General features: G+C 73.6%; 13 protein-coding genes. 7 read left to right on the top strand and 6 right to left on the bottom strand.

Translation table 11 applies throughout. From position 1 onward, the window contains the following. Positions 1 to 231 precede the first annotated feature (231 nt). From M1P99_RS14535 to galK, 3 genes are read left to right on the top strand one after another with little or no spacing between them, the layout of a single operon-like run. Positions 232 to 1,026: a DeoR/GlpR family DNA-binding transcription regulator gene (locus M1P99_RS14535; protein ID WP_304453191.1), complete on the top strand. Its 795-nt coding sequence runs from the start codon at positions 232 to 234 to the stop codon at positions 1,024 to 1,026. Continuing rightward, entirely contained in the window at positions 1,023 to 2,105 is a 1,083-nt protein-coding gene (gene galT, locus M1P99_RS14530; RefSeq protein ID WP_304453190.1) for a galactose-1-phosphate uridylyltransferase, read from the top strand. Before M1P99_RS14535 ends, galT begins: the two co-directional genes overlap by 4 nt. After that, a complete protein-coding gene (gene galK, locus M1P99_RS14525) occupies positions 2,102 to 3,280 on the top strand; it encodes a galactokinase (protein WP_304453189.1) in 1,179 nt (392 codons plus the stop codon). The genes galT and galK overlap by 4 nt, the downstream gene beginning before the upstream one ends. Positions 3,281 to 3,374: 94 nt before the next feature. On the opposite strand, the gene M1P99_RS14520 is transcribed toward galK, so the two are convergent. Beyond that, a complete protein-coding gene (locus M1P99_RS14520) occupies positions 3,375 to 4,220 on the bottom strand; it encodes a hypothetical protein (protein ID WP_304453188.1) in 846 nt (281 codons plus the stop codon). Positions 4,221 to 4,518: 298 nt separating this feature from the next. Between M1P99_RS14520 and M1P99_RS14515 the strand changes: the two genes are divergently transcribed. Continuing rightward, on the top strand, positions 4,519 to 5,421 hold the full coding sequence (locus M1P99_RS14515; protein WP_304453187.1) for a Gfo/Idh/MocA family protein: 903 nt from the start codon (positions 4,519 to 4,521) through the stop codon (positions 5,419 to 5,421). A gap of 87 nt (positions 5,422 to 5,508) precedes the next feature. On the opposite strand, the gene M1P99_RS14510 is transcribed toward M1P99_RS14515, so the two are convergent. Continuing rightward, a complete protein-coding gene (locus tag M1P99_RS14510; RefSeq protein ID WP_304453186.1) occupies positions 5,509 to 5,772 on the bottom strand; it encodes a GlsB/YeaQ/YmgE family stress response membrane protein in 264 nt (87 codons plus the stop codon). 232 nt (positions 5,773 to 6,004) lie between these two features. On the opposite strand from M1P99_RS14510, the gene M1P99_RS14505 reads away from it, so the two are divergent. Then, a complete protein-coding gene (locus tag M1P99_RS14505) occupies positions 6,005 to 6,406 on the top strand; it encodes a helix-turn-helix domain-containing protein (RefSeq protein ID WP_304453185.1) in 402 nt (133 codons plus the stop codon). Positions 6,407 to 6,578: 172 nt separating this feature from the next. Here M1P99_RS14505 and M1P99_RS14500 read toward each other — a convergent pair whose 3' ends face one another. From M1P99_RS14500 to M1P99_RS14485, 4 genes are all read right to left on the bottom strand, one after another. After that, a complete protein-coding gene (locus tag M1P99_RS14500) occupies positions 6,579 to 7,196 on the bottom strand; it encodes an ATP-dependent Clp protease proteolytic subunit (protein WP_304453184.1) in 618 nt (205 codons plus the stop codon). Further along, on the bottom strand, positions 7,193 to 7,858 hold the full coding sequence (locus M1P99_RS14495; protein ID WP_304453183.1) for a ClpP family protease: 666 nt from the start codon (positions 7,856 to 7,858) through the stop codon (positions 7,193 to 7,195). Before M1P99_RS14495 ends, M1P99_RS14500 begins: the two co-directional genes overlap by 4 nt. 276 nt (positions 7,859 to 8,134) lie before the next feature. Then, positions 8,135 to 9,562, bottom strand: a complete 1,428-nt coding sequence (locus M1P99_RS14490) for a dienelactone hydrolase family protein (RefSeq protein WP_304453182.1) — start codon at positions 9,560 to 9,562, stop codon at positions 8,135 to 8,137. Between the two features lie 249 nt (positions 9,563 to 9,811). Continuing rightward, positions 9,812 to 10,285 (bottom strand): MarR family winged helix-turn-helix transcriptional regulator, encoded by a 474-nt coding sequence (locus tag M1P99_RS14485; protein ID WP_304453181.1) that lies wholly within the window; start codon positions 10,283 to 10,285, stop codon positions 9,812 to 9,814. Between the two features lie 306 nt (positions 10,286 to 10,591). Here M1P99_RS14485 and M1P99_RS14480 point away from each other — a divergent pair, with 306 nt between their 5' ends. Beyond that, on the top strand, positions 10,592 to 13,546 hold the full coding sequence (locus tag M1P99_RS14480; RefSeq protein ID WP_304453180.1) for a Na+/H+ antiporter subunit A: 2,955 nt from the start codon (positions 10,592 to 10,594) through the stop codon (positions 13,544 to 13,546). After that, a complete protein-coding gene (locus tag M1P99_RS14475; protein ID WP_304453179.1) occupies positions 13,543 to 14,373 on the top strand; it encodes a Na(+)/H(+) antiporter subunit C in 831 nt (276 codons plus the stop codon). Before M1P99_RS14480 ends, M1P99_RS14475 begins: the two co-directional genes overlap by 4 nt. Positions 14,374 to 14,375 lie beyond the last annotated feature (2 nt).

Raw genomic sequence — 14,375 nt, 5'->3', positions numbered from 1 at the left:
GTCGGTGGTGCGCGCCGGGGCCGGGCTGTCTCCCGGGCGGTGCCGCACCCGGTGGGGACACGAAAGCACCCATATCCTCAACAGAGCACTACCACGTTGTCAACACTTATCAACGCTTTCGAACACGCAACGTCACCGCGGGTCCGACTCATTGACATTCCACCAGGGCCTGCGTCAGTATCCAAACATGTTCAAACATTTTCGTTCATCCGGATCCCGCGGGGAGGTCCCATGCTGGCCGCGCAACGCCAGGCGCTGATCCTCGAACAGATCAGGCGGACCGGCGGGGTGCGCGTGACCGAGCTCGTCGAGAGCCTCGAAGTGTCGGACATGACCGTCCGGCGCGACCTGGACGTGCTGGCCGGACGCGGAGCCGTCCGCAAGGTGCACGGCGGTGCCGTCGCGGCGGACGGCGCGCGCAGCGAGGAGCCCGGGTTCGAGGCCAAGTCGACCCGCCAGGAGAACGAGAAGCACGCCATCGCCCGGGCCGTCGCGGACCTGGTCGAACCGCACAGCGCCGTGGGCCTGTCGGCGGGGACCACCACCGCCACGGTCGCCCGCTACCTCACCGACGTGCCGGGCCTGACGGTCGTCACCAACTCCCTGCGCGTGGCCGAGGTGTTCTACCGGTCCGCGCGCCCGGACCAGACCGTCGCGCTCACCGGCGGCTTCCGCACGCCCTCGGACGCCCTGGTCGGCCCCGTCGCGCTCACCGCGGTGCGCGGACTCAACCTGGACGTCCTCGTCCTGGGCGTGCACGGGATGCAGGTGCGCGCGGGCTTCACCACGCCCAACCTCATGGAGGCCGAGACCGACCAGGCCCTGGTCGACGCCTCCGCCACGCTCGTGGTCGCCGCCGACCACACCAAATGGAACACCGTCGGCATGAGCACGATCGCGCCGCTGGACCGCTGCGACGTGCTCGTCACCGATGCCGGGATCGACGAGGACGCCCGGACCACCCTGTCCGAACACGTCGGGCGCCTCGTCGTCGCCGATGTCGACGTCCACCGGGAAGAGACATGAGACGGACCGCCGAACGGCTCGCGGACGGTCGCGAGATCATCTACTTCGACGAGGGCGACGCCGTCCGGCGCCCGACCCCCGACCCCCGCGCCCTCCCCCCGGTCGCCACGGGTTCGGAGATGCGCTTCGACCCGCTGCTGCGCGAGTGGGTGGTCATCGCCTCGCACCGCCAGGGCCGCACCCACCTGCCGCCCACGAACGACTGCCCCCTGTGCCCGTCCGTCGACGGACGGCGGACCGAGATCCCCGCCCCCGCCTACGACGTGGTCGCCTTCGAGAACCGCTTCCCGTCACTGGTCCCGGACGACGGCCGCGCGCTGGAGCCCGTCGGTGAACTGGAGCCGTCCCGGCGCGTGGGCGAGGGCCGCTGCGAGGTCCTGGTCTTCGGCTCCGACCACGACGCGTCCTTCGTCGACCTGTCCCCCCGGCGGGTGCGCACGATCATGGCCGCGTGGGTGGACCGCACCCGTGCCCTGTCCGCGCTGCCCGGGGTGGAGCAGGTGTTCTGCTTCGAGAACCGCGGGCCGGAGATCGGGGTGACCCTGCACCACCCGCACGGGCAGATCTACGCCTTCCCGTTCGTCACCCCCCGGACGGAGCGCACGCTCGACTCCGCCGAGGACTACCGCCGCCGCACCGGCGGCGACCTGTTCGCCGACGTCCTGCGCGCCGAGCAGGAGGCGAAGGTCCGGGTGGTCGCCCAGAGCGAGCACTGGACCGCCTTCGTGCCGGCGGCCGCGCGCTGGCCGGTGGAGGTGCACCTCTACCCGCACCGGGGGGTGCCGGACCTGCCCGCGCTCACCGAGGCCGAGCGGGACGACTTCGCGGACCTGTACCTCGACGTCCTGCGCCGCATGGACGCCCTGTACGACGCGCCCCTCCCCTACATCGCCGCCTGGCACCAGGCTCCGGTCCGCGCGCGCCGCGACTCCGCCTCCCTGCGCCTGGAGGTGTTCTCGGTGCGGCGCGCACCCGGAAAGCTCAAGTACCTGGCGGGGACGGAGTCGGGCATGGGCGTGTTCATCAACGACGTCACCCCGGAGGCCGCCGCGCAGCGGCTCAGAGAGGTGGGACCGTGACCGGAACGACCGGAGTGACGGCGGGGCCGTCCCCGAACGCGTGCGCGGACGCCTTCCGCGACGCCTATGGCCGCGAGCCGGAGGGTGTGTGGATCGCCCCCGGGCGGATCAACCTCATCGGCGAGCACACCGACTACAACGACGGTTTCGTGCTGCCGATCGCCCTGCCGCACGCGCTGGCCACGGCCGGTGCCCGGCGCACGGACGGGATCGTGCGGCTGCGCTCCCGGCAGTCGGGCGAGGAGTTCTCGGCGCGCGTGGACGGCCTCGTGCCGACGTCGGTCCCGGGGTGGGCCGCCTACCCCGCCGGCGCGCTGTGGGCGCTGGCCGAGACGGGCGTGCGCATCGACGGGCTGGACCTGATGGTGGACAGCACGATCCCGAGCGGGACCGGCCTGTCGTCGTCGGCCGCGCTGACCTGCGCCACCGTCCTGGCAGCGGCGCACACGCACGGCGCCGACCCCGCGCCCGCCCGGGTGGCCGCGCTCGCGCAGCGGGCGGAGAACGGGTTCGTGGGCATGCCGTGCGGGATCATGGACCAGTCCGCCTCCATGCTGGCCACGGCGGGCCACGCCCTGTTCATGGACACCCGGTCGCTGGAGACCGAACAGGTGCCCTTCGACCTCGCCGCGCGGGGGCTCGCCCTGCTCGTGGTGGACACGCGGGCACCGCACCGGCACGTGGACGGCGCCTACGCCGAGCGCCGGCGCTCGTGTGAGGAGGCCGCGGGTGTGCTGGGCGTCCCGGCCCTGCGGGACGTCACGGCCGAGGGGTTGCCCGCGGCCCTGGACGCGCTGCCCGACCCGGTGTCCCGGCGCCGGGTGCGCCACGTGGTGACCGAGAACGCCCGGGTGCTGGAGACGGTCGAACTGCTGCGTTCCGGGGAGGTCCACCGGGTCGGCCCCCTGTTCACCGCGTCGCACGCCTCGATGCGCGACGACTACGAGATCACCGTCCCGGAGGTCGACACCGCCGTGGACGCGTTGCTGGCGGCGGGCGCGCTCGGGGCGCGGATGACCGGCGGAGGGTTCGGCGGGTGCGTGATCGCCCTGGTGGCGGACGGCGCGCGGGAGTCCTGCCTGGCCGCGGTGCGCGCCGCCTACCGGGAGAAGGGGTTCGCCGGGCCCGCGGGGTTCACGGCGGTGCCGGCGGAGGGTGCGCGACGGGTGCGGTGACCCGTGCCCGCCGTGTGGTGCCGTCCCAGGGCCGGGCGGCACCGCGCGCCCTCCACGGGAGCCGCCGCTCACGCCGCGCGGTGCCGGACGGCGGTCACCACTCGGCGGAGGCCAGCAGGCCCTCGGTCTCGGCGAACCGGTAGTTGTCCACCAGGAGGATCCGCGGCTCCTCCAGCAGCCACAGCCGCTGTTCGACGCTGACGAAGGTCGAGGTCGCCGGGTCGAGGCACGTCAGCGACGTCTCGAGGTAGGCGACGGGCTCACCGCCGGCCTTGCGCTCCTGGACGGTCCCCCGTCCCTCGGCCGTCCGCTCCGGTTCGGCCCCGCTGAACGTGGGCTCCCCCTCGGGGCAGGGCATCGGGTTCCCGGAGGCGGTGTAGGTGCTCCCCGCACCGGGTTCGAGTGTGACGGCCGCCCAGCCCGCGCCGCCGTGGCCGATGCCGCCCGGGCCGAGGACCTTCAGGTGGCGGCAACTGGTGCTGGAGTCCGTCCAGGTCCACACCTGCCCCTCGCACGCCTCCTGGCCCTCCGGGTAGAGGGCCAGCCACTCCTCGGACACCTGTTCCGCCAGCGGATCGGCACCGGATCCGAACTCGTCGGTGACGGTGTCGGCCGTCCAGCCCTCGGGGAGCAGGACCGACATGCCGCGGTACTCGGCCCGTTCCCCGGGCTCCTCCGTGGCGACCGCCTCGGCGGGCTCCGCCGCGTCCGGGACCACGCCGTCGTCGAGCGGCTGGAGGGACGCGCCCCCGTGGACCACGCCCCCGGCGAGGCCCGCGGTGGCTGAGCCGGCCACGAGGACGGCCGCACCCACGCCGACCAGGACCCTCCGTCCGGTGCGCCGCTTCCTCGGTGCCGTGGACGCGGGCGCCCCGGAGAACGCGGTCGGCACGGGTGCGGGGGAGCTCTGCGGCTGGCGGGGCTCCGCGTCGGGTCGCATCGGGGGTTCCTCCGGTCGAGGGTCGGGGGCAGGATCACCGGATGTGACTGTACGCGGACGCGATCGGCTCACCCGCCCGGGTGCCCCGAAGCGCCTGTGCCGAAGGGATCGTCGATGACGGACCGCCGGTCGCGGACGGTGCCCTGGACGGTCCGGTCCACAGCGGCGGCGTCTGGGCGCCGCCGCTGTGGGCCCGCCACGGACGGGCCTCGACGGGGACCGAGAACCCCGGAACCGCGAGTGGGAGCGTTCCCATGGACAATGGCACCGCACGTGTGACGACGAGGGGAGACGGGCCATGGGCCTGAGGTTCGGACTACTGGGTACCGGCTACTGGGCGGCGGAGACGCAGGGCGCGGCACTGGCCGCCCACCCCGGCGCCGAGCTCGCGGGTGTGTGGGGGCGCGACCCCGCCAAGGCCGCCGCGCTCGCCGAGCGCTACGGGATCCGCGCCTACGACGACGCGGAAGCACTCATCGCCGACGTCGACGCGGTCGCCGTCGCGCTGCCGCCCCACGTCCAGGGCGATCTGGCGCTGCGCGCCGCGAGGGCCGGACGGCACCTGCTGCTGGACAAGCCCGTGGCGCTCTCGCCCCGGGTCGCCGACGACATCGCCGCCGAGTGCGAGGCACGCGGACTCGCGTCGATGGTCTTCTTCACCAACCGGTTCTCCGACAGCGTGGACGGCTTCGTCCGGGAGGCGGCCGCGTCGGGCGGCTGGGGCGGCGCCCGGGTGACCATGTTCGCGTCGATCTTCCAGCCCGACAACCCCTTCGGCGCCTCACCCTGGCGGCGGGAGAAGGGCGGCCTGTGGGACATCGGCCCGCACGCGCTGTCGGTGGTGCTGCCCGTGCTCGGCCCGGTCGGGGAGGTCACGGCCATGACCGGCCCGCGCGACACCGCGCACGTGCTGACCCGGCACCGGGACGGCGCGGTGGGCTCCTTCGCGCTGACGCTGGACGCCGCGCTGGACGCGCGGACCTTCGAGGTCGCCCTGCACGGCGAGCACGGCTGGGTGACGGCCCCCGACGGCGACCGTTCGGCGGTGACGGCGTTCGGCAACGCCATCGACCGCCTGCTCGCCCAGGTGGACGGCACGGTCGGAGACCCGTGCGATGTCATGTTCGGCCGGGACGTCGTGCGGATCCTGGCGGCGGCCGAGGAAGCGGCGCGTACCGGGCGGACCGTGCGCGTTTCCTGAGGCGCGCCCGGCGGCCCGAGCGCTCGCCCCGGTCCACCGGCGCGGAGCCGGTGGACCGGGGCGGGGCGGGCGAGCGGGACCGGACGGTCAGGCGGTCCCTCTGGCGTTCTTCGCGTACATCCCGTCGGCGAGGTAGATGATGCCCGCCGCCACGAGGACCTGGACGAGCAGCACGAACCAGAACGTGGCCCAGATCATCCCGGCGATCCAGCCGCCCAGGACGGCCGCGACGATGCCGAGCAGCAGGGTGAGCCAGATCGGCAGGTGCTGCTTGCCGGGGATGACGAGTCGGCCGAGCGCGCCGACGATGAGGCCGACGATGAGCGCGCTGATGATTCCGGTGATCTCCACAGGTTCCTCCCCTGGTAGACGCCCCTGCGTCGTTCCCGGTCCGGGCCCGTGGGACACGGCGCACGGCCTCTCCACGCAGAGCCTTTGCGATGAATTGGCATGTTCGCTCCGTTCACCCCACCTGGACCCGTTCTGCCGTCCGCAGAAGCGCCACCGCTCCACTCCCCCGGGCCGGGGCGCCCGGCGTAGGCTCGGAAGCCGGACCAGTGACCACGCGCCCGGGAGGCCACCGATGACCGACAGCGTCCTGCGTTCCCTGGACGAAGCCAGACGGGGCGCACGCGCCGAGGAGCGCGAGGATCCGCTCATGCGCGACCTCATCGGCGAGCTGCTGCGGCGCACCCGGAACGAGCAGGGGCGCACCCTGCGCGAGGTGGCGGAGGACGCCCAGGTCTCCCTTCCGTACCTGTCGGAGATCGAACGCGGCCGCAAGGAGGCCTCCTCGGAGGTCCTCGCCGCGGTCTACCGCTCGCTCGGGCTGAGCCTGACCGACGTCCTCGCCGAGCTCTACCAGCGCACCGCCCTGATCGGCCTGTCCCGGACCGGCGCCGGCGCGGGCGACTTCCGGCGCGCGGGTGCGCACGTTCCCGGACCCGCCCGCCACCAGGCCCAGGTCATGTCCCTGGCGGCCTGACCGGGAGTCCGTCGGCCCGACCCGGACGACGTGCCCGCCCCGCAGCCCGCCCGGACCGCAGCGGCAGGTCGCCGCCGTCGACGGTCGCGGCATGACGGGACGGGCACGCCCTGGGGCGTGTTCCGCGGATACTCACCCTGCTGCGCGACGGGCGGCATCCACCGAACACGCCCTAGACCGCGGCTCCGGCGAACGCGCCGGGCTCCCGGAGGGTGACGATCCCGTCCACGAGCCCGTAGTCCTTGGCCTGCTGGGCGGTGAGGATCATGTCCCGGTCGGTGTCGGCCCGCAGCCGTTCCTGTGTCTGGCCCGTGTGCCGGGACAGGATCTCCTCCACCTGTGACCGGATGCGCAGGACCTCCGACGCCTCGATCTCCAGGTCGGCGGCGTGCCCCTGGGTCTGCGCCGACGGCTGGTGCAGCAGCACGCGGGCGTGTTCCAGCGCCATCCGCTTGCCGGGCGTGCCCGCCGCGAGCAGCACGGCCGCCGCGGACGCCGCCTGGCCCATGCACACCGTGGCGACGTCGGCGCGCACGAACCGCATGGTGTCGTAGATGGCGGTGAGCGCGGTGTTCGAGCCGCCGGGCGAGTTGATGTAGAGCTGGATGTCGGTCTCGGCGCTGTCGTAGTCCAAGTGGAGCATCTGCGCCATGACCACGTTGGCGACGTCGTCGTCGATCGGGGTGCCCAGGAAGATGATGCGTTCCGACAGAAGTCGGCTGAACACGTCGAACGACCGTTCTCCGTGCGGCGTGCGCTCGACCACCATCGGCACGGTGTAGCTGCTCATCGGTCTCCTCCCGTCGCACGCGTGGCGAACCCGGGGTTGGGTCCGCCCAGGCGCAGCCCGCTGCCGCCCATCTGCGACGCCGACGCCACCACGTGGTCGACGAAGCCGTACTCCATGGCCTGCTCGGCCGTGAACCAGGCGTCCCGGTGCTGGTCGGCGGTGATGGTCTCCTCCGCCTGCCCGGTGTGCCGGGCGATCAGCCGCACCATGGTCTGCTTCGTGTAGGACAGGTTCTCCGCCTGGATGGCGATGTCGGCGGCCGTACCGCCGAGCCCGCCCGAGGGCTGGTGCATCATGATCCGCGCGTGCGGCAGGCTGTAGCGTTTGCCGGGCGCGCCCGCGCAGGCCAGGAACTGGCCCATGCTCGCCGCGAACCCCATGACCAGGGTGGACACGTCGTTGGGCACGAAGTGCATCGTGTCGTAGACGGCCATGCCCGCGTGGACGGAGCCGCCGGGGCTGTTGACGGCCAGCGTGATGTCGCGGCGCGGGTCCTCGTCGGCCAGCAGCAGGATCTGCGCGCAGACCCGGTTGGCGCTCTCCTCGTCCACCTGCGTGCCCAGCAGCACGACGCGGCTGCGCAGCAGGCGCGTGGCGAGCAGGTCGTCGAACCTGCCCCCCGTTCCCTCCTCGGCGGCCATGATCCCTGCGTGGAATCCCATGGAACTCTCCTCTCCCGGCCCCTGGGCGGAGCGCTCGTCCGCCCGACCGGTGGTTCCACCCTGCGGGGGCGCGCCACCGGACTTCCACGGTTTCGGCCCGGGGCAGATCTGCCCCTGGCAGACCGGACCCGGCCAGGTCGTGTGCGGTGGTTCCCGCCCGTCGTGATCGGCGCAGCCAGTGGTGCCCTGACCAGGCCGAAGAGGGAGTTCTCCTCCTGTGCGGGCTTCGCCGTCGTCGCACAGCGGGAGCCCGGGCGGTTCCCCGCCACACACGTCCTAGGGCACGCACTCGGTCGCGCCGAAGGAGGCGAGGGCGCCACCGGGGCGGGCCGCGGGGTCGCGCAGCGCCGCGTCGAGGAAGGCCAGCGAGGCGTCCGCGGTCGTGGTCAGCGGCCGCGTCCGGCCGGCCGATCCGACGATCGCGGGCACCGGCGGCAGGTACAGGGGGGCGTCGGTGAAACTCAGGTGCGCGGCTCCCTCCACGGTGAGCGCGCAGCTCGGCCCGCCGGCGGCCGCCAGCGCCCCGGTCACGGCCTCGGCGTAGCGCGCGTCGCCGTCCGCGTCCCCGGTACCCGCGCCCGCGACGAGCACCAGCAGCGGCTGGGGGAAGTCCAGGGCGTCGGCCTCGTGCGGGAAGCCGTCGAGGTCGATGACGGCCGTGAACCGGTGGTCGCCCGCGGCGGCGTGGAGGGCGGCGGAACCCCCGAAGGAGTGACCCGCCGCGACGACGCGGCCGGGGTCCAGGCGGTCGGCGAACGGCCCGCCGGCGTCGGCGTCCATCTCCATGAGGCGGGTCAGGGCCAGGCTCATGTCCTCGGCTCGGATCGACGTCCACTCCGGCACGAGCCGCTCCTCCTCCTGGGGCCCGTGGGGCACGGTCAGTCGGCCGCGCAGCACGGTGCCGTCGTCCAGGACCACGGCCGCGGAGTCGTAGGGGTGGTCCAGCGCCGCCACGACGTAGCCGTGGCTCGCCAGTTCCTGGGCCCACGCGGTGTTCTGGCCGCGGACCCCGCCCAGCCCAGGGGAGAAGACCACGACGGGGAACGGCTCCCCGCTCCGGGCGGGCTCGGCCTCGACCGCGGCGCGGGTGCGGGCCCTGGCGGCGTCCGAGAGCAGGAAGCCGGGCAGGCCGAAACCGTCGGCGATCCCGCCCGTGATCACCCGCGCCTCGTCCTCCGTCCGACCGAGGTAGGGCGCGCCCTCGGTGCCGGTCCCCGGTTCGGCGGGGTACCAGAGCTGCGCGACCACGGTCCTGTGGTCGTCGGGATCCTCCGTCCAGGTCTCACCGCGCCCGCGGTCCGTCCACTCGACGGTCGTGGTGCCGACCGCGTGCCCGCCCGACGGTGGCGGGAAGTCCACCGGCGGGAGCGCCCACATCGCCAGCGCTCCGGCCGCGACCAAACCCAGGGCGACCACGGTGGCGGTCCACTCCGGGAGGCGCGCTACCCGGCGCTCCCCCTCCGATCGCCCGTGCCGCCGGGCGGCCCGGCGGAGCACCAGGGCGGTCGCGACCGCCAGCGCCGCGCCCGCCGCGACGGGGACCCACTGCCACCGCGGACCGCCGAGCGCGGTGGCCGCGGTCGTGGCGGCCAGCACCCCGGCCCCCGCCACGGGCACGGCCATCGCGCGGTACCGCCCCGCTACCGCGGCCGCGAGGGCCAGGACAGCGGCGGCGCCGACGAGGACTGATTCCGGCCAGGTCATGGTGGTCTCCCCTCGGGGCCGTGCGCCCCCTCGGTGGGTGAGACTACGGATCCGGACCGCGGCCGGCATCGGCCCTCGGGACGACCCCGCCGTGCCCGGCCCTCCTCCGCCCGGCCGATCCGGGCCCTCGGGCGGCCATGGGCCGGTCGACCACCGCGTGCACCCCGTCCCGTACCCGGTCTCCCTGTCGCGGGAAGGACCGCCCTCGCCACCGGCGGCACATCGAGCGCCACCGGGGCCGAATGCCGCTCAGGCCTGGTCCATGGCCTCGCGCAGATCGTGCAGGACCTCCAGAACCGTGGGCCGCAGCGCCGGATCGATCGCGTCGAAGATCCGTCGCTGTTTGCGCTCCATCTCCAGGCGCCGTTCGGCGAGGACTCTCTCACCCTCCTCGGTGATCGCGACCACAGTGCTGCGCTCGTCGTGCTGGGCCCGACGGCGCGCCATCATCCCCTTGCGCTCGAGCTGCTGGATCATACGCGTAGCGGACGGAGAGGAGACCCCGACGACCTTGGCGACGGCGCCGACGGTCGGAGCCCGCAGCCCTCGGACCGCCTCCATGAGCAGGGATTGCGTCAGCGTGAGCTCGTCGGCGGACCGGTGCTGACCGCTCCGCGTGCGGGCGTGGATCGCCGCGTTGATCAGTTCGTTCCAGGCTCGCTGGAACTCCTCCAGTTGGGCGGCGGAGCCGTCCTCGGCGGGCTCGTGGTGGTCGTCGGGCACGAAGCGGTCCTCGCATGCGGAGCGGTCGCCGGGGGCCAGGAGGCCGCGCGGCGGTTTGACGGTTGTATAGCCTAGCTATTAAATAACCAAAGTACGCAAATCATCCATGCCCCGACGCACCGAGACCACACCTGCCCGACGACGCCGGACCGCGGCGGGGCGGCCGGTGCCGGGGCGGCGGACGTCCGCCCGCGAGGGCGCGCCCGCGGCAGGTACGAGTCGCCGACGGCGACGGCCCTGGTCGCGCCCGGTGCGCCGTGCCGCGGTGCGGGACCGGACCAGTCCGGGAGGGGCACATTGACGACCGTGCTGATCGCACATGTTCTCGCCGCGGCGGTCGCTCCCTTACTCGTGCGCCGGTGGGGACGCGACGCGTTCCTCGCGCTCGCGGTCGTCCCGGGCGCGGCCACGGTCTGGACCCTGTTCCAGGTCCCCGCGGTCCTGGGCGGCGGCGAGCTGGCCGAGAGCATGGCGTGGGCACCGGAGTTCTCCCTGCGCCTGGGCCTGCGCATGGACGCGCTCGGCCTGGTCATGACACTGATCGCCGCCGGGGTCGGCGCGGTCATCCTGGTGTACTGCGCCCGCTACTTCGAGGACTCCGAACCCGGGCTCGGCCGCTTCGCCGGGGTGTTCGTCGCCTTCGCCGCGGCCATGCTCGGCCTCGTGCTGGCCGACGACCTCATCCAGCTCTTCGTCTACTGGGAGCTGACCACGGTCTTCTCCTACCTGCTCATCGGGCACAGCACCGAGCTCAAGGAGAGCCGCCGCGCGGCCATGACGGCGCTCACCGTCACCACCCTCGGCGGCCTGACCATGCTGATCGGCATGATCCTGCTGGGCGAGAGCGCGGGCACCTACGTCATCTCCGAGATCGTCGCCGCGCCGCCGAGCGGCACCGCGGTCAACACCGCGCTCGTGCTGGTGATGATCGGCGCGATGTCCAAGTCCGCGCTGTTCCCCTTCAGCCTCTGGCTGCCCGCCGCGATGCGCGCGCCCACCCCGGTCTCCGGCTACCTGCACGCCGCGGCGATGGTCAAGGCCGGCGTCTACCTCGTGGCCCGGCTGACCCCCGCCTTCCCCGACGCCGCCCTCTGGCAGACCATGGCGCTGTTCTTCGGCACGGTGACGATGCTCCTCGCCGGCTGGAAGGCTCTGCGCCAGTTCGACCTCAAGCTCGTCCTGGCCTACGGCACCATCAGCCAGCTCGGCTTCCTCATCGCCCTCCTGGGCACCGGCACCCGTGCCGCCGCCCTGGCCGGACTGGCCATGATCGTGGCCCACTCCCTGTTCAAGGCACCGCTGTTCCTCCTGGTCGGCATCATCGACCACGGCACCGGCACCCGGGACCTGCGTGAGCTGTCCGGTCTGCGCACGTCCTCCCCCGTGACCTTCTGGATCTCCGTGCTGGCCCTGGCGTCGATGGCCGGCCTGCCGCCCACGGCGGGGTTCGCCGCCAAGGAGCTGGCCTTCGGCGCCTACACGCACGGCGGCGCGACCGACACCGTCGTGCTCGCGGCCATGGTGGTGGGTTCCACCCTCACCGTCGCCTACAGCCTGCGCTTCCTGTGGGGGGCGTTCGCGGTGAAGGAGGGCGTGCCGACGACCCCGGTGCACGCCCCCGGGCCGCTGTTCCTGGCCGCCCCGGCGCTCCTGGCCCTGCTCGGCCTGCTGGGCGGCGCGCTCTCGTCCGCGGTGGATCCCCTCTTCGCGCTCTACGCCGACACCGTTCCGTCTGCCCCCGGCGCCCTCCCCACCCACCTGGAGCTGTGGCACGGATTCGAGCTCCCGCTGCTGCTGTCCGCGCTGTGCGTGGTCGGCGGCCTGGCCCTGTTCCGCTACCGCCACGGCGTGGTCCGGCTGGGCGACCGGCTCGCCTTCGTCGAGCCCGAGCGCGTCTACCGCAGGATGCTGGCCGCTCTGGACACCCTCGCGCTCCAGGTCACCGGCCAGACACAGCGCGGTTCGCTGCCCGTCTACCTCGGTACCATCCTCGTGACGACGGTGGTCGCCGCCGCCATCCCGCTGTTCGCGGGCCGGCTCTGGGAGGCCCCGGCTCCGCCGGTGCGCCTGTGGGACCACCCCGTCCAGCTGATCCCGACCGTGGTCATCATCCTCACCTGCCTGTTCACGCTGATCGTGCGGCGCCGCCTGTTCGCGGTGATCCTCGTCGGCATGACCGGCTACGGGTGCGCGGTGCTCTTCTACCTGCAGGGCGCGCCCGATATCGCGCTCACCCAGTTCCTCGTCGAAACCGTCAGCCTGGTGGTCTTCGTCCTGGTGCTGCGCCGGCTGCCCGCGCACTTCTCCACGCCCGCGCTGAAGGGGCGCCGTCTGTGGAACCTGCTCCTGGGTGCGGCGACGGGCGCGCTCGTGGCGAGCATGACCTACTTCGCGCTCGCCGGGCGCCAGGCGGAGTCCATCTCGGACGGCTATCCCGCGCTGGCGCGCGAGGCGGGCGGCGAGAACATCATCTCGGTGCTGCTCATCGACGTCCGTGCCTGGGACACGATGGGCGAGATCTCGGTCCTGGCCGCCGCCGCGGCCGGCGTGGCCAGCCTGATGTTCGTCCGGCGCCGGGCCCAGCCCCGCCGGACCGCCCCCGGGACCATGGCCGTGTCGGTCGCGACACCGCCCAGGCCCACCGACCGCCAGGCCTCGCTCGACCTGGGAGGGCTGCGGACGGCGCCGGAACGACTGCACATCCGGCCCGTGTGGAAGGGGGCCTGGCTGCCCGGGGCCGAGGCCCTGCCGACCCACCGCCGCTCGGTCGTCTTCGAGGCGGTCTCTCGCTTCCTCTTCCCGGTGGTCATGGTGATCTCGGTGTACCTGCTGCTCACCGGCCACACCGCCGTCGGCGGCGGCTTCGCCGGCGGCATCGTCGCCGGCCTCGCGTTCATCGTCCGCTACCTCGCCGGCGGCCGCTACGAGCTCTACGCGACGGCGTGGGTCCAGCCCGGCGCGCTGATCGGCACCGGCCTGGCCCTGTCCACCGGCACCGCCCTGGCGGGGGCCGTCTACGGCGACAACATCCTGGCGGGTGCGGCCCTGGACCTGCACATCCCGTTCATGGGCGACCTGCACCTGACGTCCTCGCTGGTCTTCGACATCGGCGTGTACCTGCTGGTGATCGGCCTGATCCTGGACATCCTGCGCAGCCTGGGCGCCCGCGTCGACGAACAGATCGAGCGCGACGCCGCCCACGCCGACGAGGAGTCCGCCCGGGCCGGTGCCCGCCGAAGCGCCGAGGAGGTCGCCTCGTGAACGACACACCCAGCCTCGTCCTCGTCCTCGTCACCGGCGTCCTGGTGGCGGTGGGCGTCGTACTCCTGCTGGAGCGCAGTCTGACGCGCGTCCTGCTCGGCTTCGTCGTCATGAGCAACGGCGTCAACCTGATGATCCTGGCGGCGGGCGGCGCCGCGGGCGGTCCGCCGCTGCTCTGGCTCACGCCCGAGGACCGGATGACCGACCCGCTGCCGCAGGCGATGATCCTCACCGCCATCGTCATCACCCTCGGCATCACCGCGTTCCTGCTCGCGATGGCCTACCGGAGCTGGCAGCTGGAGGGCAACGACGAGGTCCAGGACGACGCGGAGGACCTGCGGATCGTCCAGCACGAGGGCCGCCGCACCGCCCGCCGCAAGGTCGCCGGCATCCGCAGGCAGATGCGCGCGGACATCCGCGCCCAACGGGCCGAGCTCCAGGCCAACGTCGCCGAGTCCGGCGGCCACGCCGTGATCGAGCAGGCCCGCCTCAAGGCCGAGATCGCCTCCGCGCGGGCCGAGCTGGCCCGGTACGAGGCCGAGGCCGAGGCGGGGGGCGGCGACGCGCGCTCCGAGGAGACCATGCGCCGGCTCACCGACCGGACCGAGAGCATGTCCGCCCAGGTCCAGGAACTGCGCGGCCGGATCCGGCTGGCGCGGCGCCAGTTGCGCGAGCACCGGCGGGCCGACCGCTCCGCCGAGCGCGCGCTGTGGCGGGACCTGCGCCGCCGGATCCGGGCCGAGCGGCGCGAGGCGCGCCGGACCATGCGTGCCGAGCGTGAGCGCCAGGCCCGCGCCGAGGACAGCGACCTGCAAGGGAACGACTGATC

This window comes from Nocardiopsis sp. YSL2 (genome assembly GCF_030555055.1).
In the GTDB taxonomy this organism is placed as follows: Bacteria; Actinomycetota; Actinomycetes; order Streptosporangiales; family Streptosporangiaceae; genus Nocardiopsis.
The sequence above is the reverse complement of the archived record's forward strand: the minus strand, read 5'-3'. Positions and strand labels throughout refer to the sequence as shown.

What these genes read in the sequence shown, in the direction of transcription:
- M1P99_RS14520 (WP_304453188.1), bottom strand. Translation starts at nt 4,220, where the DNA reads ATGCGACCCGACGCGGAGCCCCGCCAGCCGCAGAGCTCCCCCGCACCC.
- M1P99_RS14490 (WP_304453182.1), bottom strand. Translation starts at nt 9,562, where the DNA reads ATGACCTGGCCGGAATCAGTCCTCGTCGGCGCCGCCGCTGTCCTGGCC.
- M1P99_RS14500 (WP_304453184.1), bottom strand. Translation starts at nt 7,196, where the DNA reads ATGAGCAGCTACACCGTGCCGATGGTGGTCGAGCGCACGCCGCACGGA.
- galT (WP_304453190.1), top strand. Translation starts at nt 1,023, where the DNA reads ATGAGACGGACCGCCGAACGGCTCGCGGACGGTCGCGAGATCATCTAC.
- M1P99_RS14515 (WP_304453187.1), top strand. Translation starts at nt 4,519, where the DNA reads ATGGGCCTGAGGTTCGGACTACTGGGTACCGGCTACTGGGCGGCGGAG.
- M1P99_RS14505 (WP_304453185.1), top strand. Translation starts at nt 6,005, where the DNA reads ATGACCGACAGCGTCCTGCGTTCCCTGGACGAAGCCAGACGGGGCGCA.
- M1P99_RS14535 (WP_304453191.1), top strand. Translation starts at nt 232, where the DNA reads ATGCTGGCCGCGCAACGCCAGGCGCTGATCCTCGAACAGATCAGGCGG.
- M1P99_RS14495 (WP_304453183.1), bottom strand. Translation starts at nt 7,858, where the DNA reads ATGGGATTCCACGCAGGGATCATGGCCGCCGAGGAGGGAACGGGGGGC.